Source organism: Candidatus Njordibacter sp. Uisw_056, from assembly GCF_047730085.1.
GTDB lineage: Bacteria > Pseudomonadota > Gammaproteobacteria > Pseudomonadales > Balneatricaceae > Njordibacter.
In genome coordinates this window covers 1,241,887-1,266,666 of the sequence record NZ_CP159830.1, presented here as the reverse complement: position 1 = coordinate 1,266,666, position 24,780 = coordinate 1,241,887, and the positions used below count along the sequence as shown (strand labels likewise).

Here is a 24,780-nt window from a genome sequence, read left to right as displayed (position 1 = left end):
ACTCTATTTATGCGTGGTTAATTTGCGTTAACACCTGCTGAAAATCTGCTGCTAATGGTGCATCAACCACTAATGCACTGCCATCTCTTCTGGCAAGTACCATTTGGGTACAGGCCAACCACAAGCGCCCTGCTCCAAAATAGCCCTCACAGGCACGATTCAATACGCCCTTACCGTGGCGAGAGTCACCTATAATTGGATGCCCTATATGCTTTAAATGGCGTCTAATCTGATGTTTTCGCCCTGTTACGGGTTCACATTGCATTAAAGACAAGCGGGTAGTCGGATAACGGTCTACGGTGAGTGGTATTTCAAACTTCTGCAAACATTGTACATGGGTTAAGGCTGGCTTAGCTTCACCACCCCCAGCAATGCCTGCATAATCGTCAGTTTCATCTTTTAATGCATGATCAATGCTTAACTGATTGGGACCGTGCCCTCTTACTAAGGCCAAATAGGTTTTGTGTATTTCATGCTCTTGAAACTGTTGTCCATAGAAGCTGGCTGCCTCCCTGCACAGGGCAAACACCAACACTCCAGAGGTGGGTTTGTCTAATCGATGCAAGGGGTATACATGCTGCCCTAATTGATTACGCAGCTCTTGCACGGCAAAGCGGGTTTCGTGCTTATCAATAGGGCTTCGGTGCACTAACAAACCACTAGGTTTGTTAATCACTACTAAGTCATCATCTTGATGAATGATCGAAAGTGGCTGGAGCAAGTCAGTGGGCATAAATGGATATTTTCAGACATTAAAAAGCCCGACTAAATTGCTTTAATCGGGCTTTGCAGTTTACATGCTTCAGGTTCAAATTAGAACTTGTAGCCGATTTTAACTGCTGTTACTAGGGTTGTATTGCCGCTCATAGTTCCAGGGATTGGATCTAGTCCAACGTCACCGTTATTAACCTTTTGAACACCCAGTGTGACTGTTGCCTTCTCACCTGTGTAAGTTACACCAACACCTGTCTTACTGAATCCATCAGTAGGCCCTAGTGGACCTCCAAGCGTCCCTTCGGCTGCTTCTGTACCGTAGGTTACAGCAGCAGACCATTGATCATTAAACTTCCTACCTAAGCCTAAAGAATAGGTGGTGGTGTTGTTATCATACTTTTTCAACGCTTTTCCAGTACCAGGTGCACCATTTGTCGCAGCATCTAAATATTTAGTTGTAGCAAAATAGTGATCAGGTTTGAGTAAAAATTGTTTCCAGTTTACGTGGCGTATAGAGCCAAATAGCAGAGTGTTAGCCGCAATACCTGTTTGGAAGTCGAGATTGTAAGCTTCTGGCGTGTCAAATGACAAAGTTGAGGGCTGGTTAGCACCAATTACAGAAGATTCCATAACGGTAAGATCATGACTGACTTTTGAGTGATATGTTAGCGCAACCCGCATAGCAATTTCTGGCTTTTCAATAGCAGCACCCAAAACATAACCTATACTCGAGTCTTCTTTAGCTACAATCGAATACATACCTGCAAGAGGATTAGTCGATGTCGCACTTACAGATTGATTTTTAAGGCCGCCATAAACTGTAAAGTTATCAGCAGAATCATAACTCACCAAGACAGTGGTAGCGTTTGATTTAATCTCAGCTTTTACGCCGTTGTAGGAGAGAGCTACAACAGGATCCGCTGTGTAATCAGTGGCAGTACCATCAGTCCAACTAACGTTAGCTCCATAAGGCTCATCTTGAATAATGGCCAACGCCATATCATCAGAAATATCTGTACGGAAGGCTAAATTTGTAAAACTATAGTCAGGAGTTACATCAGTAATTACCCCACCACTGAATCCATATGTGTATTTGCCTGTAACTTTTGGACTAACCGATACAGATGTAATTTCTAGTAGGTTGCCCTCTTTAAGGATAATCGAAGTACCCTGGCCTGAGCGATCAATACCACCCGCTTGAGCTATTCCAGTACCTAAGATAGTACTAAGAATTGCAATATTTATGAGCGTGCGCTTCATATAAACCTCTATTATTATTTTAAAATTAAAACAGCTGTTTGATTCACCAATTAAATACTTTTGCAAAGAAAGAGTCAAGTTCAATACTGAGAAGTTTCTCACCCAAAATTAAAGCCAAAAAAAGCCCAGCTAGATAACTCTAAGCTGGGCTTTTTTAGTTAAGGATTTAAGCGAGTGCTTAGTGAACCTTAATGGTGGTGAATGAACCACCTTTTACTTCTTGCTCTTTGTACGATCCAGCAGGGTCACCGTTGGCATCAAATTCTACGTTGGTTGCGCCTTCGTAGTTAATTTGACCACCATCTGCCAAGATCTGTAGCCCTTTAGCCAATTCACCAGGAAGGATGATTTCACCAGGAGCGTTAGCCACCTTGTTGATGTGAGCAACAATGCCAGCACGATCAGAAGATCCTGCAGATTGCATCGCTAGCGCAATCAATGCGCCTGCATCGTAAGACTGAGCTGCATAAGGAGCAGAACCGTCTAGGCCAGCTGCAGCGGCTACGTCGTTAAACATTGCTGCACCTGCAGACTCAGAACCAGGTAACGTACCAAACGTACCTTCAATGCCACCGTCTACGTCTAGTAGAGAGTCACCAATCATGCCATCCGCTAGGATGAAACGGTCAAATGCGCCAGTATCCAAAGAAGACTGAATGATGCCACGTCCACCTTGGTCAAGATAACCAAGTACAACTAGCTCAGAGGCACCAGAGGCAGACAAGGCGCCTACTTCAGCAGAGTAATCTGCTTTGCCATCTTCGTGAGCAGCTTCAATGGTAATCGTACCACCAGCAGCCCGGTATGCCGTAGCAAATGCATCTGCTAGGCCCTTACCATAGTCGTTGTTAGTGTAAGTTACAGCAACAGTGTCAATACCACGACCCATTACGATGTCTGCCAATACTACACCTTGGCGAGCATCAGAAGGTGCCGTACGGAAGAATACACCGTTGTCGTCAATGCTACTAAGGCCCGGTGAAGTGGCCGATGGAGAGATCATAGCCACACCATTAGGTGCGCCTACGTTCTTAGCAATCGCACCAGTTACACCAGAACAGTCGGCACCCATGATGGCTACAACGTTGTCAGAGTTAACTAAACGCTCTGCTGCAGCTGTTGCGGCTGATGAATCTACGCAGGTAGAGTCTGCACGCACTGCAACAATTACCTTGCCATCTAGCAATAGACCAGAGTTGGAAGCTTCAGCAAAAGCCAATTCTGCACTGTCAGCCATTGTTGGCGTTAAAGATTCAATTGGTCCAGTAAAACCTAGGATTACACCTACTTTTTCTTCGTGACCTCCTGCATATGCAGTGCCTGCTATCAAAGTTGCAGCTGCGGCTGCAAGAAGTGTCTTTTTAAATGTGTTTTGCATTAAATTATTCCTCTAGGAATTTTATATTATAAGAGTGGTGTCGGCCAACCTCAGTATGTTTGGAGTGGGCCGTGTAGTCGAAATTTACTTTAGGTATAACGAAACTACTACCTATCGTATTACGGCCAAAACGCCGCAACGAAGCACTGAGTATATCCGCTAGTTATAGGGAAGTTCAAACGTTAATTGCGACATTACCTTGCGCAAAGTCACATTTTCACTCAATTTGATGTGTTTTCCATTGACCAATCGTTGTTATGAAGGCTTCAACAAGCCCAAGCTATTCTGCTACACTTGCCTTATTGCTACTTATTAACTTACTTTAAAGAGTGTCCCATGCCAATCCGTATTCCAGACGCTTTGCCTGCCACCAGTGTGCTGCAACAAGAAAACGTGTTTGTAATGACAGAAACTCGCGCGCTAAACCAAGACATTCGCCCGCAAAAGATCATTATTCTTAATTTAATGCCTAAAAAAATTGAGACTGAAACTCAAATAATGCGTTTATTGTCTAATTCCTCTTTGCAAGTAGACATAGAGTTATTGCGAGTAGATAACCGTACAAGCAAAAATACGCCTTCTAAACACCTCAATAGTTTCTACCGTAATTTTGACCAGATCAAAGATCGTAATTATGACGGCCTTATTATTACGGGTGCCCCACTGGGCCTAGTTGCGTTTGAAGATGTTACCTATTGGCCTGAAGTTGACAAGATCATTCAATGGTCTCGCACCCATGTAACCTCTACCTTGTTTTTGTGTTGGGCCGCCCAAGCCGGGTTAAAATCTTTGTACGGCTTACCCAAACAAACCCGTACACAAAAGTTATCTGGCGTCTATCAACAAACAGTGAACCCAGGCCATGATGCACTCACACGAGGGTTTGATGACCAGTTTTTAGCGCCACAATCGCGCACAGCAGACTTTCCAGTAGATTACATTACTAAAAACACAGACCTGATCATCTTGGCACAATCTGATGCCTCGGGCGCTTATTTAATGACCAGTAAAGATCGCCGTCAGGTATACGTAACCGGCCACCCAGAGTATAGCGCCGCCACTTTGGCAGATGAGTACCACAGGGATCAGGCTGCAGGTCTAAACCCTATGCTGCCCATTAACTATTTTCCAAATGATGATGCTAGTGCCATGCCTAAAGCGTCTTGGCGTAGCCATGGGTATTTATTTTTTAGTAACTGGTTAAATTATTGCGTTTATCAAGCCACACCATACGACTTAAAGGATATGGAACCCACGCTAGATTAAACCTGCAGTTATCCCTTTGGGGCCAACTGACAAACGCCCACTTCCCACCATGCTGGTAATCTGTTGCTGATAAGGGGCTGGATCACCCAGATGCTCAGACACCCAAGCAGAGTTGTGGTAGGTTTCCAAATAGCGGTCTCCACCATCACACAAAAGCGTTACGATAGAACCACTAACCCCTTGGGCGCGCATTTTCTGGGCCACAGACATAACGCCCCATAAATTAGTCCCTGTTGAAGGCCCTGCTCTACGGCCCGTCTGCTGCTCTAGCCAAAGCATCGCAGCAACGCTTGCTAAGTCAGGTACTTGTATCATTTCATCAACCACATCTGGCATAAAAGAGGCCTCTACCTGTGGCCGGCCAATACCCTCTATGCGGCTGCTAATACCAGTAACAATACCTGAATCCTTAGCCATGTAACTTGGATAAAAAGCTGAGTTTTCAGGATCTACGACCAGCAACTTAGTAGCATAACCCTGATAGCGAATGTAACGCCCAAGGGTAGCCGAAGTGCCACCTGTTCCAGCACTCATCACCATGGAATGAGGGATAGGATGAGGCTCATTAGACATCTGTTTAAAAATACTTTCGGCAATATTGTTATTGCCACGCCAGTCTGTTGCCCTTTCAGCATACATAAACTGATCCATAAAATAGCCATTAAATTCTTTAGCTAGGGAAACTGCTGCTGCATGCATTTGAGTAGCACTATCAACAAAATGACAACGGCCTCCAAAGCGTTCAATTTGTGCTATTTTTTGTGCTGAGGTAGATTTAGGCATCACCGCAATAAAAGGCACTCCAATAAGCTTCGCAAAGTAGGCTTCAGAAATAGCTGTGCTGCCAGATGACGCTTCTACTACAGTAGTGCTTTCACCAATTTTGCCGTTACACAGGGCATAAAGAAACAATGACCGAGCCAGCCGATGTTTTAAACTACCGGTTGGGTGAGTACTTTCGTCTTTAAGGTATACATCGATGCCCTCGCAGTTTGGTAGGGCCAATTTAATAAGGTGGGTGTCTGCCGAGCGCTGATAGTCTGCATTGATAGAACCAAGCGCTGTGTTAATCCAATGTCTCATTAGCTATTCCTTAGGTAAAGTTTACATGTCTTAAAGTATATCTATACGACCATCTTGAACGGAACGCGCTCTTTTACTGAGTTGTAATTCTCGCCAAGATACATAGGCACCACTGGTACATATGATGGCAATACCTCCCCAAACATAAATATCTGGGAAAAAATCAAAGACAAAGTAACTGATGCCTGTAGCTGCCACAATTTCAAAGTAGTTAAAGGGGCTTAGCTGCGAAGCCGTGGCATATTCACATGCCATAATAATGAAAAAGTGCCCCATCGCCGCAAATAACCCCATACTAGCCATCATTAGCAAACCTGTTAAATCTGGTGTTTTCCATACACTGCTAACCAAAGGCGTAAGCACTAGCACGCCCCCAACCGCAGTATAAAATAAGGTTAACAATGGCGGTGCAGAGGAACTCAACTTGCGAGTAAACATAATATAGAAGGCATAACCTACACCAGCCACTAGGGCCCATAATATAGTAGGTGAAAAAGAGTCTGCTGTAGGTCGTAAAACCACTACTACACCCATGAATCCGCACACTACCGCAATGCCCCTAAGTGCGTCAAAGGATTCTCCTAGCCATAGGGGTGCAACCACAGCAACAATTAACGGGGAAACAAATAGTAACGTTAAAGCAGTGGGAATTGGGTTGTCTTTAATGGCGAAAAAGAAGCACACCGTAGTGATGGTTAGCATCAAGCTGCGCAACAGCTGGTAAACTGGCTGCGGTGGCATGCGCCACCAGACAATGCCTTTCCAAGCCAGCAATGGTAATAGCCACAAACCATGAAACACAAACCGCGCCCAAGTGATTTCTATGACTGCATAATCTACCGACAATAGTTTGGCAAACAGGTCTAGTATTGGCACTAGCACCATTGCCAGCATCATTAGGCCCATGCCAATAAGTGGGTTTTTTTTGTGGTTTTGCACTGTCATCCTTGTTTGAGCCTGTGGCCGTCACTTTAGCCCAAGTCTTTTGCCTTGCATAGGACTTTAATGAGGTTATAAAATGAAGCTTCTGAGTTAACTTTTATGCATTTATGTGGAACCCCCTATGCCATTAATTACCGTAGAACTATTTGAAGGCCGCTCGGTCGATCAAAAGCGTCAAATTGTTGAAGGACTCACAAAAACTATGTGCGACATTACTGGTGGTAATCCAAGCGCAGTTCAGGTGATGATTCGTGATGTGCCCAAGTCTAATTGGGGATTTGGTGGTGAATTATGTAGCGACTTATTTCCGGATAAATAAAACTATGAACTGCAAATCAATACGCTGTTTACCCCTATTGTTTTTGGGGCTTATTTGGCCCCTAACCAGCCCTGCAGCCGACAGCTTCAATATTCTGCTGTATCATCACATTAGTTCCACCATGCCTCGCTCTACCTCATTAACAGCAAAAGAGTTTGAAGGTCATTTAGCCTATTTAAAGCATAATAACTACACAGTTGTAGACCTAGGATCAGCTATAGCGTCGGTACAGCAAGGCACAGCCTTGCCTGAAAAGGCAATTGTTATTACATTTGACGATGCGTGGCGTGACATTTATCTGCACGGTTTCCCTTTGTTAAAAAAATATGATTACCCTTTTACGGTATTTGTAAATACAGACCCTGTTGATCAAAATAACCGCCACGCGATGACATGGGATATGCTGCGAGACCTGAAAAAGCACGGTGTCACCTTAGCTAACCATACTAAAGACCACGACTACCTAGTCCGCAAACCGACATACGATGAACAGTGGCTAGCTGCAACATTAGCCAACATTAATACTGCTCAGCAACGCTTAATTGAGGAAACTGGGCCAGTACCTAAATGGTTAGCCTACCCTTTTGGAGAATACAACGACCAACTCAAACGTGCGCTTAAAGACAGAGGCTACATTGCATTTGGGCAACAGTCTGGCGGAGTGGCTAAATTTTCTGACTGGCAAGCATTGCCTCGTTTTTCAGCAGCAGGCAAATATAGTAGTTTAAAAACCCTTAAAACTAAGCTTGCATCACAGCCCTTGCCAGCTCATTACGCTGCTTTTGCCAACCCAGTCATTCGGACAGATCAAGCAGGCCAAAGCCAGCCGATCTTAAACGTAGAGCTGAGCAAAGCACAACGGCTTGGTGTCAGGCAGCAGTTGTCTTGTTTTATTTTAGGCAACCGGCAAATGCCAGCCTGGCAAGGTAAAATTAATTTTACCATTCAGGCGAATGAGGCCTTAGGCAAAGGGCGTAATCGATACAATTGCACCGCTCCCATTTGGGGGCAAAAGAACTACTATTGGTTATCCCACCAATGGCTAGTTTATGGCGGTGAAGCCCCACCAAAAGAGTAGCCATACGCAGTGGTAAGTTTAGCCCTTTTGAGCCGAAAAAACTGTGGGACTTTGTTGGACATACTTAAGCCGTTAACCAGACATAGGTATTGGGCCAGGTGGTTTTTTCTAAAAATTTTATACCTACGATGCCACATTAAACCGTAATACTCATAGGCATAAACACATGAGCATTACAGTTTAATGTCATCCTGTTCGGACGATAAACTAGGCCGCTCGTCAATCTGCTCATGTGCTGCCAAATAAAGTTCTTTAGAACTGTATTGGTTGGATGGTACCGCTACAAAAGGCTGCACGGGCCTCACAAAAATAGCTTGATAAACCCTTCTATACACTGCCAAACCAGCCAACAACGAACTGGTTATTACGCTCACTATAAACAAGGCCTGCACACCTATTAGGTCTATTAATGGGCCAACGACAATGGGGCCACTAATGGCTCCTAAACCATAAACAATAAGAATAGCACCAGCAATTTTCACCCTTAATTCAGGCCCAACAATGTCGTTAATAAGTGCCACAGCAATAGAATATAAGGTAAACAAAAAAGCCCCATAGCAAGCCACTGCATACCAAATTAAATCTGGTGCATAGTTGGTCGCCAAGATAACAAAAATGGCTGATATGGAAATACAAATAGGCACAAACATCATCAACCAACCACGGCCTATTCTGTCTGATAAGCGCCCCAAGGGCCACTGCAGCAACAAACCACTAATTAACAAGGTGGCAGTAAACTGAGGAATCAAGCGTGTGTCACCGAGCACTTCAAGGGCATACACAGGTGCAAACGCATGCACACTTGCGTTACTAGCACCTGCAACAAAAACCCCTAACATAGCCAATGGTCCTACTTGTGCCAGGAGGTCAAAAGAAAGTTTACTATCTGCAGCAATAGTGGGAGCAGATTGCTTAGTTAACAGCACGGGGATTAGCGCTAGCGAAAATATAATAGACGCTAAACTGAATAATTCGAACTGGCCTACATCACCCACATTTAGTAAAAATTGACCACAGCCTGCAGCCATGTAGTTAACCATCATATAGCTAGAAAGCACGCCTCCCCTTTGATGACTTGGTGTGGCATCATTAAGCCAGCTTTCTGTAACTATGATTAACCCAGCCATACAAAAGCCAGATACCAAACGCAACAGCATCCAGTAGTTAACCTCTAAAAATAACGGGTGTAATAATGCCGTGGTAGACATGAGCGACGCGAACACTGCAAAAGCACGAATGTGGCCCACTCTGGCAACAATACGTCCAGCAAATAATCCTCCCAGCAGAAGGCCCAAAAAATAACTGGCCATGATAAATCCAAGCCAGCTGGTGCTGACTCCTTCTAGGGTGGCACGCAAACCTAATAGAGAATTAAATAGACCATTAGCCAACAGTAAAAGACCGTAGCTTAATAATAAAGAAAAGATAGACCGAAAAACAGAAATCACACCTTTGTCCTACATCACCAACTTGAAGAGGTGACGTCAGCATATCCTAGAGTGCAGGCTTTAAGCCATACGCTTTAAAGAAATTATGGCCCCTGGTGCATAAGGGGCCATAAGTTGGCTTTGCTTAGGCCTAGTTAACCTTATTTAAAGTTACTTTGAACTTACTTACCTTTTGAAGCAATAATGTTGGCCACGTTTACCACGTTTTCTGCCATGCGGGCAGAGGCGGCATCAATCATCTTACCATCAAGCTGAGCTGCACCCTGGCCTTTAGCTTGGGCTTCTGCAAGAGCTGATAAAATACCTTTAGCACGAATCAATTCAGACTCTGGTGGTGAGAAAACGTCGTTAGCCAACGCAATTTGAGACGGGTGGATAGCCCACTTACCTTCTAAACCAAGTGCTGCAGCGCGTTTTGCTGCCAAAATATACGAATCCGGATCGCTAAAATCACCAAACGGGCCATCAATCGCACGTAAACCATAGGCGCGGCACGCCACCGTCATTCGTGAAAGCGCATAATGCCATTGATCACCTGGGTAATCTGGGTTTAACCCACCAATCACCACGGTGCGAGCACGGTTGCTTGCTGCATAGTCTGCCACGCCAAAGTGCATAGCTTCCAAACGTGGGCTGGCTTGCGCAATGGCTTCTACATTGGCCATGCCTAAAGCGGTTTCGATTAAAGCTTCAAGTCCAATTTTATGGGTAAACCCTTTGGCCTGTTCAATTTGGTTACACATGGCTTCAACCATGTACAAATCTGCTGGTACACCTACCTTAGGGACTAGTATAGTGTCTAAGTGTTGGCCTGCTTGCTCAACAATTTCCACTACATCACGGTACATGTAATGAGTATCTAAGCCATTAATACGAATGCAAATAGTCTTGCCTTTAGCTTTCCAGTCAATATCATTGAGTGCTTCAATAATATTTTTACGAGCTGCAATTTTATCTAACGGGGCCACCGCGTCTTCTAAGTCTAAAAATACGTAATCTGCAGCACTGTCTGCAGCTTTTTCAATCATGCTTGGGTTAGAACCTGGCACTGCTAGTTCACTACGTTGTAAACGAGTTTTTACGGGCTGGTGGTTTGTATGACTCATAGAATTACCTTACTTTTAAATTGACAAAGCGTCTTGGCTTAATTTAAGCAAGGCTCACTATAACGAGGTTAAGGAAACAAGGTCAATCGCCTAATAACAGGGCCTAGCGAAGATGTCTGAAGGTATTCTTATGCAATGTTTCCATATATTAGGAAACAGAGGTAATTTTTTTACTATTTATTATTTAAATACAATTGGTTATAGAATTTTCTTTATTAGAAACCTTATTTTAACATAGAATGCTTTCAAACTATGTTAACTAATCTAGTGTCACGCAACGCGCCTTCAATGTCGCGCTTGGAACACTGCGCCAGCAGGGACGATGAGTCATCAACAGACCTGATTGAGAAACTTATTTCCTATACTGCGTACACTTTTCTTAGGCAGCCCATTTGCTAAACCGTCTAATCTCTACCAGGCGCATTTAGTTAGCCAAAAAAGGGCTTAAACCAGTCGGTTTATCACCTATCTTTTCTAGGTAAACGGCGCAGTAAGCTAGATGTGTCCCAACGGTTTCCACCACGGGCTTGAACTTGCTCATAAAAATCGTCAACCATTTGAGCCACAGGTATCTGTGAACCATTGCTCTGCGCTTCTGTTATGCAAATGCCTAGATCCTTTCGCATCCAGTCTACAGCAAAGCCAAATTCAAATTCATCGTCCACCATAGTTTCTCCACGGTTATGCATTTGCCATGAGCCGGCAGCGCCACCACCTATTGCCCCTAGGGCTTGTTTTGCATCTAAGCCCGCATTAATAGCAAAGGCAACCCCCTCTGCAAGCCCCTGCACTAAGCCAGCGATACAAATTTGATTAACCATCTTAGTGAGTTGACCATTACCAACAGGGCCTAAATGGGTCGTGGTTTTTGCATAAGCCTGCATAATTGGCTGGGCTCTTTGGTAATCCTCATCATTGCCGCCGCACATAATAGCCAAAGCACCATTTTCTGCGCCAGCCTGACCGCCAGAAACAGGCGCATCAACAAACCCAACACCTCGCTGAGCAGCAATCACTGCAATTTCACGAGCGACCTGGGCAGACGCTGTTGTATGGTCTATTAATACCGAACCAGCAGCCATGCCAGACAATACACCTTGGTCACCATAAACTACACTGCATAAATCATCGTCATTACCAACACAGGTAAATACAAAATCAGCTTCCAAAGCTGCTGCTGACGGAGAGATCGCTAAGTGTCCCCCATACTGGCCTTGCCAAGATTCAGACTTTGTCATGGTACGGTTATACACACACACTTGATGACCCTGTGCTGCCAGATGTCCTGCCATGGGATACCCCATCACTCCCAAACCGATAAATGCAACTTTGCTCATAGCGAGCTCCTTTTGATAAATATTTCAACCGCCATTAAAGGGCATACTGGCTTCTAAAACAAGCCTCACGAACAACTTCATTTAGGTACCTGCTATGACGCTTTTAAACCCGCAGGTGCCGCTCCATTTCGGGCACTTAAAATGAGCTTGCGTTAGTCTTTTACTCAGGGCAAAATGCCGCCAAGAATAACCTTTTGTGAGAGTTTAATTATCATGTCCTTACGCCTAGGCATCGACACTGGAGGCACTTACACAGATGCTGTCATCATCAATGAACAAAACCAAGTGCTAGCGGCAGTAAAAAGCCTAACAACACGCCACAACTTGGCCATTGGTATTGGGGAATCTATCGGCAAAGTGCCTGCCGAGTTATTAGCCAACATTGAAATGGTGTCTTTATCAACCACACTCACCACTAATGCTGTAGTTGAAGGCAATGGGGCGCCTGTCTGCGCCCTATTAGCGGGCCTAAGCGAAGCTCAAGTTAAAAAGAGTGGGTTGGGGGAGATTTTAGATGACAGCCTAATTATTCGTCTGGACGGTGGCCATGATGCCTCAGGCAGGCAAGTAAAGCCGTTAGATATTGAAACGGCTACGGCCGCCATTTTAGCCAACAAAGATAAAGTGTCTGCTTTTTCTGTGTCGGCACAGTTTGGGGTCCGTAACCCAAGCCACGAAATTCAACTGCAAACCTTAGTTACTAAACTTACAAGCATGCCGGTCACCTGTGGCCACGAGCTTGCTACCAGCCTAGGCGCACCTCGACGTGCATTAACCGCGTCACTCAACGCCCGTATGATTCCGTTTATTCAAGATTTAATTCAAGCTGTAGAAACCATTTTACAAGAACTTAATATCCAAGCCCCATTAATGATTGTTAAGGGTGATGGCTCTATTGTTAACGCAGAAACTGCTCTTGTTCACCCAGTAACCACTATATTGTCGGGTCCTGCCGCTAGCGTCATAGGTGCCTGTGCCCTTTCTGGCAGTCGCAACGCCATTATTGCTGATATGGGGGGCACTACAACAGACATTGCTATTGTCACTAATGGACAGCCTGAACTGGCTAGTGAGGGCGCCCGTGTAGGCGATTGGCAACCTATGGTAGAGACCGTCAAGGTATACTCTATCGGCTTAGGTGGCGACAGTGAAGTGCGGTTTCATGCGGGCAGTGTGGCTTTAGGCCCAAGGCGCGTAGTGCCATTGAGTTTGTTAGCTCATCAATATCCCACAGTTTTAAAGCGCCTGCAGGCCCACTTGGATGACACCCCTACTCCAAGGCATAACCGTTTTGTTACGCGCTTAGAGCGCAACCAAGCGCTCATCAACCAGTTTACTCCTATCGAACAGCAAGCATGGGAAATGCTGGAACATGAGCCGGCTGAGATGGAAACCTTGGTGTTTAATAACCAAGACTTAGCTAAAGCTATGGCACGCCTAGAACGCAAAGGCATGGTGATTTATTCTGGTTTTACCCCCTCAGACGCTGCCCACGTGCTGGGCAACAGCAGCCACTGGAGTGTTGAGGGCGCAAAACTTGCAGCGCAAATCTGGGCACGCCAAATGCGTTACCTTTATGGTTTGGGTTCTTGGGAAAAAGGCAATGCACAAGAACCTGCAGAAAGGGTGTTTACTTTGATGAATGACGCCATCTGCCAAACCTTACTAGAAGCAGGTCTGCACCAAGAAAACCTGCTGAATGAAGCGCGCTCTAAAAATTTGGCAGCATTAATGGGAAAACTCATCCTTAAAAATGGCAGCAAGGATGATGAAAATGCCCTATTTGGTATTAACTTCGGCAAAAGCCACCCACTCGTTGCAGTGGGCGCACCAGCAGCAACCTATTATCCAAAAGCAGCAAAGAGTCTTAGCTTAGACCTAATATTGCCCCAGTACGGCCATGTAGCAAACGCCGTTGGTGCGGTTATGGGCAGCGTAGTACAGCGTTCAGAAATTATTATTACTCAACCCACTCAAGGTATTTTTCGCGTCTTCAACGGTGCAACTCCATTTGATTCTGCAGATTTATCAGATGCATTTAGTCAAGCTGAAGCTATTGTTAAACTACAAGCCCACACCTTGGCTAAATCTGCGGGGGCTGGCGACGTAGATATTATTATTCGGCATGATAATAAACATGTGATTTCAGAACTGGATGGCGAATTATTTGTAGAAGCCAAAATTAGTGCTATTGCCACGGGCAAGCCTGTACTAGAGCTAAACGTGAGAGCCTAGGTCGTAATCAATCTCACGCTAAAAAGCACTGGCAACCATATGGGTTGGCAGTGCTTAGCGGTATTGAGCGAGGCTCAACACTCATCTTTGACAGGCGTCTAGTCTGAGGTGTTAGGCAATGTCACTTAAACAGGTTATCACCAAGCTGATCGATACATTGCTTAGCTTTGAATAAACTTAACTCATGGCCGCCTTCAATACTGTGAGACTGATCGGCGCGAATAAAGTGGTGCTCTTTACCATCTTTACGAATCCACCCCTGTACCCGAAAACTCCCCCCTTCTTTTAGAGGCTGGGTTTCAATACTAAACCCACTGTGCTCATGATGCTGACTCGTTTTGGCGCCTTTGCTGTCAGCGCCCTCTTCAGCAGGTCGGAATAAAAATTCTTTAATACTCGAAAATAAACCCATGACTTAAATCGCCTTTGTGTAATAGTGCCTAGCATGTGATTTTAAAGTAAAGCCGCACAAAACTTAAGGCATAAAGGTAAATAAAGCTATCTTGAGTGAAATTGGCCACAAAAAAGCCCAGCAAATGCCAGGCTTTTTAAGTACTTCCTAATCCTTTAGATTAAGAAGGAAAGGCAAATTGCTTGCCATCACGCACACCACTGGAAGGCCAGCGCTGAGTTACTGTTTTACGTCGTGTGTAAAAACGAATAGCATCAGGGCCATGAGCACCTAAATCACCAAATAAAGAACGCTTCCAACCACCAAAACTATGATAAGCAACTGGCACAGGAAGAGGAACATTGATACCCACCATGCCCACTTTAATATTATCGGAGAAGTAACGTGCTGCTTCACCATCTCGGGTGAATATGCAAGTACCATTGCCAAATTCATGGTCATCAATTAGCTGCATAGCTTCTTGCATAGTATCAACACGTACTACACATAATACAGGGCCAAAGATTTCTTCTTGATAAACCACCATGTCTTTGGTGACTTTATCGAATAAACAACCGCCTACAAAAAAGCCATTTTCATGGCCGTCAACGACTAGTGCGCTGCCATCAACAACTAACTCTGCTCCTTGCTCAACACCTTGCGCTACTAGACTGCGTACACGCTCTTGAGCTGCTGCAGTAATTAGTGGGCCCATTTCGTTGCTAATATCGGTGCCATTGCCTACTTTTAGTGCTTCTACTTGAGGTTTTAGTTTGGCTACCAGTTCGTCAGCAGCTGCATCACCTACACACACAGCCACAGAGATAGCCATGCAGCGTTCGCCACATGAGCCATAAGCAGCACCCATAAGAGCGTTTACCGCATTATCCATATCTGCATCAGGCATGATGATAGCGTGATTTTTAGCACCACCAAGGGCCTGTACACGTTTGCCATTGGCAGTGCCCGTAGCATAAATATACTCGGCAATTGGCGTAGAGCCTACGAAGCTTACGGCCTGAACACGAGAATCTTCAAGAATGGTATCTACAGCAAGCTTGTCACCATTAACGATATTAAATACGCCATCTGGCAAACCGGCTTCTTTAAGTAACTGGCCAATAAGAAGAGGGGCACTTGGGTCGCGCTCAGAAGGCTTAAGGATGAACGTATTACCACACGCTATGGCCATGGGGAACATCCACATAGGCACCATAGCGGGGAAGTTAAATGGCGTAATTCCAGCAACTACACCCAAGGGTTGAAATTCAGACCAGCTATCAATTGCCGGCCCAACATTTTTACTGTGCTCACCTTTTAATAATGTTGGTGCGCCACAAGCATATTCAACTACTTCAATGCCACGGATGAGCTCACCAGCAGCATCATCAAGAACTTTGCCATGTTCGTTGGTCAGTGCTGCACAAATTTTGTCAGAATTTTCTTCAAGCAACTGCTTAAAACGAAACATAACCCGCGCACGCTTTTGTGGTGGCGTATTTCTCCACCCTGGAAAAGCTGCCTGCGCTGCACTAATAGCTTCTTCTACAGTCGTTTTACTGGCTAACGCCACTTGACGCACAACCTCACCAGTGGCTGGGTTATAGACGTCTTGTACGCGCTGAGTGTCGGCAACCATTTCGCCGTTAATAAAGTGTCCTACAACTTGCATTGTGCTTCCTCACTGTCCTCATCAAGGACTTGATTGGTTATCTGTCACAATAGTACTCTTGCAAGAGCACAAGCACTATTGGCTAAATATCTAACTAAAGGTTAATCCAAACTTTGGATGGCATCACCTAGCGCATTAACTAAGCGAGTAATGTCTTCTTTTTCGCTCACAAAATTGGGCCCTAACTGTATAGTATCACCACCATAGCGCACATAAAAACCAAGGTCCCACGCTTTCATTGCAATTTCGTAAGGACGTCTGGCAGGCTCACCTGGGTAGGCTTCAATAGTTAACGCCCCAGCTAAACCATAGTTGCGAATGTCGCTAATATAGTTCAAGCCTTTTAAGCTATGGATAGCGTCTTCAAAGTGTGGTGAAAGGTCTGCAGCACGCTGGGCTAACTGGTCATTCTCGAAAACGTCCATGGCAGCTAAGCCTGCTGCGCACGCCACGGGGTGTCCAGAATAAGTATAACCATGGGGGAATTCCACCATATACTCAGGCCCACCAGCATCCATAAAGGTGTGATAGATCTCACTTTTTGCAACCACGGCACCCATTGGAATAGAGCCATTAGTAATGCCTTTGGCAAGGTTCATAATATCAGGAATCACACCAAATGCATCAGCTCCAAAAGCTGCCCCTGCTCGCCCAAAGCCAGTAATTACTTCATCAAATATCAACAAAATATTGTGGTCATCACAGATTTTACGCAAGCGCTGCAAATAACCCTCTGGTGGCACAACTACCCCCGCTGAACCAGCGAAAGGTTCTACAATAACAGCCGCAATATTTGATGCGTCATGCAAAGCAATTTGTTCTAATAACTCATCTGCAAGCTCTATACCATGCTCTGGCATGCCTTTACTGAAGGCATTATGGGGTAATAATGTATGAGGTAAATGATCAGCATCTATACCAGGGCCATACATTTTACGGTTTGCGGCTATGCCACCCACACTAATGCCACCAAAATTTACCCCATGGTAACCCTTGCTGCGACCAATTAATTTGGTTTTGCTTGGCTGACCACATTGACGCCAGTAAGCACGAGCCATTTTTAATGAGGTGTCAGCAGATTCTGAACCAGAATTAGTAAAAAATACATAATCCAAACCTTCTGGAGTCATCTTGGCCAACCGGTCTGCTAGTTCAAACGCCTTTGGATGACCATGCTGAAATGCTGGCGCATAGTCCATAGTTTTCATTTGTTTATACACAGCTTCTGCAATTTCTGGCCTATTATGGCCAAAACCACAACACCACAAACCTGAAAGGCCGTCATAAATGCGGCGTCCATCAGCAGTAATATAGTGGCTTTGTTCAGCTGACACGATCATGCGTGGATTGTCTTTAAACTGACGGTTAGCCGTATACGGCATCCAGTAGGCTTCAAGCTTTTCACGACTTAAACCACCAGTCAATGATTCAAAACTCATATCGAAACTCCATTAGTAATAATAAATATAGTTTAGACTTGCACTTAGGACAGTTAAATATTAAGTTAATTACATTAACTTAACTAAATGATTAACTAACCACTATGTCTACACACCTCGGTTTAAATCGCTTGTCAGATATTGATTTGCGCCTGTTGCGAATCTATAAAGCCATTGTTGAGGCTGGCGGTTTCGCGGCGGCTGAAGTTGAGCTCAATATCAGTAGGGCTGCTATTAGTATGGCAATGGGAGATTTAGAAACTCGTTTAGGCTTGCGCCTATGCCAGCGTGGGCGAGCTGGTTTCTCTGTGACAGATTCAGGGCAACAGGTTTATGAAGCCATTTTACAGTTATTTACTTCTATTGAAGGTTTTCGTATTCGAGTCAATGCATTACACGATCAGCTCAAAGGCGATATGAACATCGGCATCGCTGACAATCTAGTGACTCTGCCGCACATGAAAATCACCAATGCTCTTCGTCAATTAAAGCTGCAGGCTACCGATATAGGTATAAACATCAGCATGATGCCGCCCAATGAAGTTGAAAAAGCCGTGTTAGATGGTCGTTTACACGTAGGCGCTATACCCCGCCTAAGGAAAATTGCTGAACTAGAGTATATTCCCCTTTATGAAGAGGAGTCTCATTTATATTGTAGCCACCACCATCCATTATTTGACATTGCAGAGCAACAAGGTGTGATTTCTTTAGTCCCAAATTATGACGCAGTGGCTCCTGCCTATGCTCAAACAGCAGCCATTAAACTGCAATATCAAGCACTCAAAACGACCTCTACTGCGACAGATAGAGAAGGTGTAGCCTTTCTTATTATGACAGGGTGTTTTATCGGCTACTTACCTACCCACTATGCCACCCAGTGGATACAGCAAGGCAAAATGAAACCTTTGTGTGCTAGCCATTTTCGATACACTACAGATTATGCAGTCATTCATAAAAAAAATGCGCCGCCAAACTATCTTGTAGACGCATGGGTCAAAGAACTAATAAAGATTTAACCCAATAGTGGCAGTTGCGGTGCAGCCCGGAAAGATAACCATTGAGCACCCTCTTCGGTGATCACAATATTTTCTTCGTGAACCATTTGCTTCACTTTTCCATCACCATTTAAATAAGACATACCTGGTTCTAAGGTCATGATCATGCCCACTTCTAAAAGGGTTTCATCAGTTGCAGTATTAGATGGCCATTCCGTGAGGTCAGAACCAAGGCCATGGCCTAAGCGTCCTACATCATTTCCTAGGGCACCACCGGCTTGCATAATGGGCCACATAGCACGATATAAATCGCTGGTGGTATTACCTGGTTTTGCTGCAGAAAAACCAGCATCTGTGGCTGCATAGACATTAGCGTAGGCGGCTTTTGTTTCTTGTGAACAGTCACCAAAACACCAATTACGGTCAAAGTCACAAAAATAACCTTGCCACACGGTACCCGTATCAATGATCAACAAATCACCCTCTTCAACCACCCTATCCGTTGGTCCCATAATAATATCATCGTAGCCATCTGCACCAGAAGAGGACACAATAAAAGGAGAATGGTCTGCCCCTTGGCGTAGCAGTTCCATTCTAAATTCTGCCACCACATCACGTTCAGTCATGCCTATCTTGGCGAAGCTAGGCAATTGGCTAAAGGCTTTAGAAGTGACATTACATATGTGAGCAACTCGATTAATTTCAGCAGTAGATTTAATGCTACGCAAGTGCAATATTTTATGACTCACATCAACCAATTCAAAATGACTTGATGCATACAAGGACTGAACTTGCTGCTGCGGCATGCGCAAATGTGTTTCTCGCCCAAGGGTCATACCTAAACGGCCAAAACGCTTAGGTAACTCAGCTAATGTTTGGCTGAGCAGGCTTACTCCATCATCTTCTGGGAATGGTGAGGGCCAAGCACGTACGTCATCTACCCAAGTATTGCTCATGCCCACTACACCAATGGTGGGTATCACAGCAATAGGTTTGCCAACTGCAGGTAAGATTAAAAACCAAGGCCGTGTAGGGCTTTGCCAAAACTGGGTAAAATACCCAGAAAAGTAGCGTACATTAGTTTCAGTTGTCAGCAATACACCATCTAAATTAAGTTCTCGCATCATCGCTTGTGCACGCGCCATGCGATGCTCAAATTCAACTAAAGAGAACTGTCGCTGTGGTGCCTTTGTTAATGGGTATTGAGTCATTGTATGTACCTTGGTTTGTTTAAACGTTTTTAAGCGCCAAAAACTAATTGCTGATAAAGCTCAGGATCTGTAGCCCCCTCTGTACCTAACACTAACACTGTGCTTTGTTCGGTAAGACCTAAAGCTGCTCGCCATTGCGGGTGTTGCCCACCAATAATACACGCAGCTAAGCCTGCAACAGCAGATTCACCAGCTTCAATACTTGGGTTGTTTTGTTCCAAGGCTTGCATACATGGAGCCACGGCATCTTCACTCAAGGTGATAAAGTCGTCCGCGCCTTGATCTAATATATCCCAAGCGATATGAGAGACTTCTCCACACGCCAAACCTGCCATTAATGTATCTAAATCGCCTTCCACTACCTTTAACTCTCCCGCCTTGGCACTTTCTTGCAAACAGTTTGCAGCCTCCGGTTCAACCACAACAAACCGAGGGCGTTGTTCTGCCCATAAGTCCCAAAAGTAGCCACAAACAGCTGCTGCTAAGCCACCAACCCCAGCTTGGATAAAAACGTGGGTTGGTATGACGCCATTTAATTGTTCTACTGCTTCAGACAACATTACTGTATAGCCCAAAGCTACATTGGCTGGCACCTCTGTATAGCCTTGATAGCTAGTATCAGAAATAATCCAACGGCCATACTGCTCTGCATCTATCGCGGCTTGTCGCACAGACTCATCATAATTACCCTTGATACGAATCACCCGGGCAGCATAGGCCTCCATAGCTGCTTGACGGCCGGCAGAAACATCACGATGGATATAAATAATACACTGGCAACCAAACATTTGTGCTCCCCAAGCTACAGATCGACCATGATTGCCGTCAGTTGCACAACTAACGACTACATCTTTTAGTTGTTCTTTGTATTGCCCAGACAGTAGCTGCACCATTGTTGGTTTTTCACCATTTAATTGGCCTAAATGCTGTTGTAGGAACTGGGTCACGGCATAGGCACCACCTAAGGCTTTAAAACTCTTTAGACCAAACCGAGTACTTTCATCTTTATAATAAATTTGGCGTATATTAGCTTGCTCAGCCATACTAGTAAGTAGATGTAAGTCTGTAACTTGGTAATTAGGCCAAGTTGAAATCATTTCTAATGCCTGCTCCCCTTTAGCCACACTCAACATAGCTTGGCGCTGGGGGCCATAAACTAAGTTAGCATCAGCTTTAGGATTTTGAAAAAAATCTAACCGGCCCGATAAAACGGCAGTTGATGATGTCATGTAAAAAACTCCAAGAAATATTTAATTTTATAATGACTTGCGGCTTGGCCACATAGCCTGAGCCACGCCAGCAGCAATTAAAGCAATACCTACTAAACCCTGTGGGCCCATAGCTTCGCCAAATAAAAACCACGCCTGTATTGCCACTGCTGGTGGCACCAGATAAAACAGGCTACCCACTTTTGCTGCAGCACCTTGACGCATCATAATCATCAGTAATAACACCGCACCAATAGACAAGGCTAAAACCTGCCAAGACAAGCTAACGATAAACTGCCATTGCCAATCGACAACACGTGTTTCAAAAGTCAGGGCAATAGTCAAACTAAATAGCATGGCGGCGGCGTATTGCCACCAGATGGAAGTTAGGTGATCTACCCCATGACAATATTTCTTTTGATAGAGTGTACCAAAAGAAATGGCCACCAGTGCCGCACCTGCCAGTATTGGAGACCAGCCAGAAAAGCCGTCAAAAAGGGTACTTGCGTCTAAAGCAAACTGCTCTCCAAGCACAAGGTAGAGCCCAGCCAAACCCATAACCAAACCTAACCACTGGCGTTTGGATACCCGTTCCCCTAGCATAAGCCCCGCAAATAAGGCCATGGTTAGGGGCTGTAAGCCAATTACCATGGCACTTAATCCCGCTGGCATACCTAAGGAGATGGCTTTAAAAATGCCACCCAAATAGACTCCGTGCAGCAACAACCCGACCACCATACAATGCGCAGTTAATCGCCATGTTGAGGGCCACCGGCTATTAAATAACTTAGTGATTACCCACAGTACCGCCAGGGCGAAGGCAAAACGATAACTAAGTAAAGTAAAAGGCTCAGCATAGGATTTACCTAGTTTGGCCACTAAAAACCCAGTACTCCATACCCATACAAAAATCCATGGTATTAGACGAACAAAAGTACGATTTAAAGTTAAGGGCATACCGATCATTAGGCTGATATCTGAGCAACTATAGTGTCACACGCTTAGGTTTTTTAACAAGTAATATTCTGACTAGATGGGTGTCAATTTTAGTCAATATTATCCACAGTTCTTTCTAACTATAATGTTATTTTTCATACATAAAACGAATCTTTGAGGATGAGTTTACTTGTGTATGACCAAAATTATCAGAAAGCATAAGCAATAATAATATCAGTATCAGTCGGCTTATATTGATCAATATATTGCCCACATGTGATTAAATTTATCTAAACCATGCTTTAATATGAGGTAATTAGAGCAACACACTGCTTTACGCTTGAGTTTACAAACATTGAGTTGAAGGGAATCAAATGAAAAGCTTGGACCATAGTGATCGAAAAATACTCCATTTGTTACAAGAAAATTCACGAGAAAAACTGGAATCTATTGCGTCTGAAACAGGATTGTCAGTAGCAACGGTTCAAAGACGAATAAAGCACTTTCGCTCCACCGGTATCATTGAGCGAGAAACCGCCTTAATTTCTCAAGCGGCCGCAGGCTACAGTATGACATTTCTAATTTTTGTTGAAATGGAGCAGGAGAAATCCTACCAATTGGATTCATTTCGTAACAAAGTAATGACAGAACCGCAGGTTCAACAGTGTTACTACATAACAGGTGAGGCAGATTTCGCTATGGTTGTGTTAGGTAAAGATGTAGAAGATTTTGAAAGACTGACCCATCGTTTATTTTTTGAGGATAACAACGTTAAACGTTTTCGAACTTCAGTAGTCATGAGTCGAACCAAGACAGGCATCAGTGTACCTTTAGGTGGTGAAATAAAAGAAAAAACTCACTAATAAAAGCGCATACAAGTTGATAAGTACGGCATTTGCTTAGTGAGACGACCATTAACAGGGTAATTCTTTTACGTTGCGGCACCCACATAAACTGCAAGTAGGGTTAACCACTATACTCGGCTTTAGTTTAATAAAATCCATTATCACGCATTGTGTTTTTTTTCATTCCTTGTAAAATTAATTAAGTTCATGGCGTTTTGTTGATGTTTAACAGAGATTATTCTAATAAAAAAAATGAGAACCTTATGATCAATTCTATCAAACGTTGCGTGTTGTTAAGCTGTATTGCAGGTTTAGCTTTTGCTAGTCAAAATGCTTTAGCTTCCGCCACTGACCAGACCTATAATTTAACTATACTGCATACCAATGATCACCACGGTCGCTTTTGGCCCAACCGCAACGGCGAATATGGTATGGCTGCTCGTGCTGCTTTAATTCAAGGCATTCGTGACGAAGTCGCTGATAACGGCGGCCACACTTTACTTTTATCTGGTGGCGATATAAATACTGGCGTACCAGAATCTGATCTGCAAGATGCAGAACCAGATTTTAAGGGCATGAACTACATGTCCTACGATGCCATGGCTCTTGGTAACCACGAGTTCGATAATCCAATTTCTGTGTTACGCCAACAACATGATTGGGCGCGTTTCCCGTTTTTGTCAGCTAACATATTAAACAAAGACACTGGCATGCCTCTGTTTAAGAGTCACGAAATGTTTAACTTAGACGGCCTTAAAGTCGCTGTGGTTGGCTTCACTACGCAAGATACTGTGCGTATTGGTAATCCTGAATTCTTAGGTGGCCTAGAAATTCAATCACCAGTTGAAGTGGCGAAAAAAATCGTGCCTGAATTAGCTGCGAACAGCGACTTAGTCATCGCAGTTACCCACATGGGCCACTACCGCTTTGGTCAAAGCGGTGGTAACGCTCCTGGTGATGTAACCTTAGCCAATGCCGTAGATGGCCTAGATGTAATTGTGGGTGGCCACAGTCAAACCGCAACCTTTAGCCCCGATGTACAAAACGATACATTAATCATACAAGCCAAGGAATGGGGAAAGTACGTAGGCCGTTTAGATTTACAAGTACGTAATGGTGAAATTTCTGTAATTAACTATCAGTTGATCCCAGTTAACTTAAAGAAGAAAGTAGTCATCGATGGTGAAAAGGTAAGGGTCTTTGTTGATAAAGAAATCGTAGCTGATGAAACCCTTAAAGCGATGCTTGAGCCATATCAGAACAAAGGCCAAGAGCAGCTAATGCAGGTTATTGGCAATGCTGATGAGGTATTTGTTGGAGCTCGTGAGCAAGTTCGTACTAGTGAAACCAACCTAGGCAACCTCATTGCCTTAGCGCAAATGGCTCGAGTACAGGCCGATTTAGGCATCATGAATTCTGGTGGTATCCGCGACGATATGCCAGCGGGCGACATCACTTATAAGGACGTACTTAAAGTGCAGCCTTTTGCAAACGCTGTGGCTTACGTCGATTTAACTGGTGCTGAATTAATGCCTTACCTTGAAGTAGCCGCTAATAAAGAATCTGGCAGCGGCGCCTTTGCTCAGTTTGCAGGTGTAGAAATCACTATGAATGGCAAAAGCATTATTAGTGCAACTGTTGCAGGTAAGATTGTTGAACCAAATAAAACCTACCGCTTAGCAATTAACGCTTACATGGCTTCGGGTGGCGATGGCTATCCTCGCTTGTCAGACCACGCTAACTTTGTAAACTCAGGGTTTGTAGACGCAGAAGTTCTCAAGGACTATATCTCTAGCCGTAGCCCATTAAAAGCTGCTGAGTTTGCAGCAAAAGGCGACGTTGCTAGGAATTAAATTCATAGTAATAATAAGGCTTGGCAACGCGCATTTGATATGACAGCACAAAGCCTGCTTCAAT

At 44.4% G+C, this 24,780-nt stretch carries 21 protein-coding genes; 7 read left to right on the top strand and 14 right to left on the bottom strand.

The annotated features are described in order from the left end of the window. Positions 1-7: 7 nt before the first annotated feature. The 3 genes from ABXT60_RS06205 to ABXT60_RS06195 form a co-directional block, all read right to left on the bottom strand. On the bottom strand, positions 8-733 hold the full coding sequence (locus ABXT60_RS06205) for a pseudouridine synthase (protein ID WP_443631872.1): 726 nt from the start codon (positions 731-733) through the stop codon (positions 8-10). 80 nt (positions 734-813) lie between these two features. Continuing rightward, positions 814-2,052 (bottom strand): hypothetical protein, encoded by a 1,239-nt coding sequence (locus ABXT60_RS06200; protein WP_443631871.1) that lies wholly within the window; start codon positions 2,050-2,052, stop codon positions 814-816. Between the two features lie 100 nt (positions 2,053-2,152). Further along, positions 2,153-3,352 carry an ABC transporter substrate-binding protein gene (locus tag ABXT60_RS06195; RefSeq protein WP_443631870.1) on the bottom strand — a complete coding sequence of 400 codons (1,200 nt, stop codon included), beginning with the start codon at positions 3,350-3,352 and terminating at the stop codon, positions 2,153-2,155. 336 nt (positions 3,353-3,688) lie between these two features. On the opposite strand from ABXT60_RS06195, the gene metA reads away from it, so the two are divergent. Further along, positions 3,689-4,618, top strand: coding sequence for a homoserine O-succinyltransferase MetA (metA, locus tag ABXT60_RS06190; RefSeq protein ID WP_443631869.1), 930 nt, complete (start codon positions 3,689-3,691; stop codon positions 4,616-4,618). On the opposite strand, the gene ABXT60_RS06185 is transcribed toward metA, so the two are convergent. Beyond that, a complete protein-coding gene (locus ABXT60_RS06185; RefSeq protein WP_443631868.1) occupies positions 4,610-5,701 on the bottom strand; it encodes a PLP-dependent cysteine synthase family protein in 1,092 nt (363 codons plus the stop codon). The genes metA and ABXT60_RS06185 overlap by 9 nt on opposite strands. Positions 5,702-5,731: 30 nt before the next feature. Next, complete coding sequence (locus tag ABXT60_RS06180) at positions 5,732-6,640, bottom strand: DMT family transporter (protein WP_443631867.1); 909 nt, start codon at positions 6,638-6,640, stop codon at positions 5,732-5,734. A gap of 124 nt (positions 6,641-6,764) precedes the next feature. Here ABXT60_RS06180 and ABXT60_RS06175 point away from each other — a divergent pair, with 124 nt between their 5' ends. Further along, complete coding sequence (locus ABXT60_RS06175) at positions 6,765-6,962, top strand: 2-hydroxymuconate tautomerase family protein (protein ID WP_046483259.1); 198 nt, start codon at positions 6,765-6,767, stop codon at positions 6,960-6,962. Positions 6,963-6,966: 4 nt separating this feature from the next. Further along, the gene (locus tag ABXT60_RS06170) at positions 6,967-8,040 is read left to right on the top strand and encodes a polysaccharide deacetylase family protein (protein ID WP_443631866.1); all 1,074 of its coding nucleotides are present in this window, start codon (positions 6,967-6,969) and stop codon (positions 8,038-8,040) included. Positions 8,041-8,213: 173 nt separating this feature from the next. Here ABXT60_RS06170 and ABXT60_RS06165 read toward each other — a convergent pair whose 3' ends face one another. The 3 genes from ABXT60_RS06165 to ABXT60_RS06155 form a co-directional block, all read right to left on the bottom strand. Then, positions 8,214-9,488, bottom strand: coding sequence for an MFS transporter (locus tag ABXT60_RS06165; RefSeq protein WP_443631865.1), 1,275 nt, complete (start codon positions 9,486-9,488; stop codon positions 8,214-8,216). A 161-nt stretch (positions 9,489-9,649) separates the two neighbouring features. Next, entirely contained in the window at positions 9,650-10,594 is a 945-nt protein-coding gene (locus ABXT60_RS06160; protein WP_046483256.1) for an HpcH/HpaI aldolase/citrate lyase family protein, read from the bottom strand. Positions 10,595-11,055: 461 nt separating this feature from the next. After that, entirely contained in the window at positions 11,056-11,931 is an 876-nt protein-coding gene (locus tag ABXT60_RS06155; RefSeq protein WP_443631864.1) for an NAD(P)-dependent oxidoreductase, read from the bottom strand. A 213-nt stretch (positions 11,932-12,144) separates the two neighbouring features. On the opposite strand from ABXT60_RS06155, the gene ABXT60_RS06150 reads away from it, so the two are divergent. Next, positions 12,145-14,166 (top strand): hydantoinase/oxoprolinase N-terminal domain-containing protein, encoded by a 2,022-nt coding sequence (locus ABXT60_RS06150; RefSeq protein ID WP_443631863.1) that lies wholly within the window; start codon positions 12,145-12,147, stop codon positions 14,164-14,166. Positions 14,167-14,287: 121 nt separating this feature from the next. Here the strand turns inward: ABXT60_RS06150 and ABXT60_RS06145 are convergent, their stop codons facing one another. The 3 genes from ABXT60_RS06145 to ABXT60_RS06135 all read right to left on the bottom strand — a co-directional run bounded on the left by ABXT60_RS06145 (position 14,288) and on the right by ABXT60_RS06135 (position 17,668). Further along, positions 14,288-14,578, bottom strand: a complete 291-nt coding sequence (locus ABXT60_RS06145; RefSeq protein ID WP_443631862.1) for an HlyU family transcriptional regulator — start codon at positions 14,576-14,578, stop codon at positions 14,288-14,290. A gap of 160 nt (positions 14,579-14,738) precedes the next feature. Then, the gene (locus ABXT60_RS06140) at positions 14,739-16,229 is read right to left on the bottom strand and encodes a CoA-acylating methylmalonate-semialdehyde dehydrogenase (RefSeq protein ID WP_443631861.1); all 1,491 of its coding nucleotides are present in this window, start codon (positions 16,227-16,229) and stop codon (positions 14,739-14,741) included. 101 nt (positions 16,230-16,330) lie between these two features. Continuing rightward, complete coding sequence (locus tag ABXT60_RS06135; protein WP_443631860.1) at positions 16,331-17,668, bottom strand: aspartate aminotransferase family protein; 1,338 nt, start codon at positions 17,666-17,668, stop codon at positions 16,331-16,333. A gap of 104 nt (positions 17,669-17,772) precedes the next feature. Here ABXT60_RS06135 and ABXT60_RS06130 point away from each other — a divergent pair, with 104 nt between their 5' ends. Continuing rightward, on the top strand, positions 17,773-18,684 hold the full coding sequence (locus ABXT60_RS06130; protein ID WP_443631859.1) for a LysR family transcriptional regulator: 912 nt from the start codon (positions 17,773-17,775) through the stop codon (positions 18,682-18,684). On the opposite strand, the gene ABXT60_RS06125 is transcribed toward ABXT60_RS06130, so the two are convergent. The 3 genes from ABXT60_RS06125 to ABXT60_RS06115 are packed head-to-tail and all read right to left on the bottom strand — an operon-like array spanning position 18,681 to position 22,039. Continuing rightward, complete coding sequence (locus tag ABXT60_RS06125) at positions 18,681-19,874, bottom strand: M24 family metallopeptidase (protein ID WP_443631858.1); 1,194 nt, start codon at positions 19,872-19,874, stop codon at positions 18,681-18,683. The two genes, ABXT60_RS06130 and ABXT60_RS06125, sit on opposite strands and share 4 nt — an antisense overlap. Before the next feature lie 29 nt (positions 19,875-19,903). Continuing rightward, on the bottom strand, positions 19,904-21,103 hold the full coding sequence (locus ABXT60_RS06120) for a diaminopropionate ammonia-lyase (protein ID WP_443631857.1): 1,200 nt from the start codon (positions 21,101-21,103) through the stop codon (positions 19,904-19,906). A 27-nt stretch (positions 21,104-21,130) separates the two neighbouring features. Continuing rightward, on the bottom strand, positions 21,131-22,039 hold the full coding sequence (locus ABXT60_RS06115; RefSeq protein WP_443631856.1) for a DMT family transporter: 909 nt from the start codon (positions 22,037-22,039) through the stop codon (positions 21,131-21,133). A 353-nt stretch (positions 22,040-22,392) separates the two neighbouring features. Between ABXT60_RS06115 and ABXT60_RS06110 the strand changes: the two genes are divergently transcribed. Both ABXT60_RS06110 and ushA read left to right on the top strand, forming a co-directional pair. Then, entirely contained in the window at positions 22,393-22,881 is a 489-nt protein-coding gene (locus ABXT60_RS06110; RefSeq protein WP_443631855.1) for an Lrp/AsnC family transcriptional regulator, read from the top strand. Between the two features lie 245 nt (positions 22,882-23,126). Then, positions 23,127-24,716 carry a bifunctional UDP-sugar hydrolase/5'-nucleotidase UshA gene (gene ushA / locus ABXT60_RS06105; RefSeq protein WP_443631854.1) on the top strand — a complete coding sequence of 530 codons (1,590 nt, stop codon included), beginning with the start codon at positions 23,127-23,129 and terminating at the stop codon, positions 24,714-24,716. The last annotated feature ends 64 nt before the right edge of the window (positions 24,717-24,780 follow it).

Excerpts from the sequence above, each read along its gene's own strand:
- ABXT60_RS06130 (WP_443631859.1), top strand. The coding sequence starts at position 17,773 with ATGTCTACACACCTCGGTTTAAATCGCTTGTCAGATATTGATTTGCGC.
- ABXT60_RS06135 (WP_443631860.1), bottom strand. The coding sequence starts at position 17,668 with ATGAGTTTTGAATCATTGACTGGTGGTTTAAGTCGTGAAAAGCTTGAA.
- ABXT60_RS06115 (WP_443631856.1), bottom strand. The coding sequence starts at position 22,039 with ATGCCCTTAACTTTAAATCGTACTTTTGTTCGTCTAATACCATGGATT.
- ABXT60_RS06155 (WP_443631864.1), bottom strand. The coding sequence starts at position 11,931 with ATGAGCAAAGTTGCATTTATCGGTTTGGGAGTGATGGGGTATCCCATG.
- ABXT60_RS06125 (WP_443631858.1), bottom strand. The coding sequence starts at position 19,874 with ATGACTCAATACCCATTAACAAAGGCACCACAGCGACAGTTCTCTTTA.
- ABXT60_RS06110 (WP_443631855.1), top strand. The coding sequence starts at position 22,393 with ATGAAAAGCTTGGACCATAGTGATCGAAAAATACTCCATTTGTTACAA.
- ABXT60_RS06185 (WP_443631868.1), bottom strand. The coding sequence starts at position 5,701 with ATGAGACATTGGATTAACACAGCGCTTGGTTCTATCAATGCAGACTAT.
- ABXT60_RS06175 (WP_046483259.1), top strand. The coding sequence starts at position 6,765 with ATGCCATTAATTACCGTAGAACTATTTGAAGGCCGCTCGGTCGATCAA.
- ABXT60_RS06195 (WP_443631870.1), bottom strand. The coding sequence starts at position 3,352 with ATGCAAAACACATTTAAAAAGACACTTCTTGCAGCCGCAGCTGCAACT.
- ABXT60_RS06205 (WP_443631872.1), bottom strand. The coding sequence starts at position 733 with ATGCCCACTGACTTGCTCCAGCCACTTTCGATCATTCATCAAGATGAT.
- metA (WP_443631869.1), top strand. The coding sequence starts at position 3,689 with ATGCCAATCCGTATTCCAGACGCTTTGCCTGCCACCAGTGTGCTGCAA.
- ushA (WP_443631854.1), top strand. The coding sequence starts at position 23,127 with ATGATCAATTCTATCAAACGTTGCGTGTTGTTAAGCTGTATTGCAGGT.
- ABXT60_RS06160 (WP_046483256.1), bottom strand. The coding sequence starts at position 10,594 with ATGAGTCATACAAACCACCAGCCCGTAAAAACTCGTTTACAACGTAGT.
- ABXT60_RS06145 (WP_443631862.1), bottom strand. The coding sequence starts at position 14,578 with ATGGGTTTATTTTCGAGTATTAAAGAATTTTTATTCCGACCTGCTGAA.
- ABXT60_RS06120 (WP_443631857.1), bottom strand. The coding sequence starts at position 21,103 with ATGACATCATCAACTGCCGTTTTATCGGGCCGGTTAGATTTTTTTCAA.
- ABXT60_RS06170 (WP_443631866.1), top strand. The coding sequence starts at position 6,967 with ATGAACTGCAAATCAATACGCTGTTTACCCCTATTGTTTTTGGGGCTT.
- ABXT60_RS06140 (WP_443631861.1), bottom strand. The coding sequence starts at position 16,229 with ATGCAAGTTGTAGGACACTTTATTAACGGCGAAATGGTTGCCGACACT.
- ABXT60_RS06150 (WP_443631863.1), top strand. The coding sequence starts at position 12,145 with ATGTCCTTACGCCTAGGCATCGACACTGGAGGCACTTACACAGATGCT.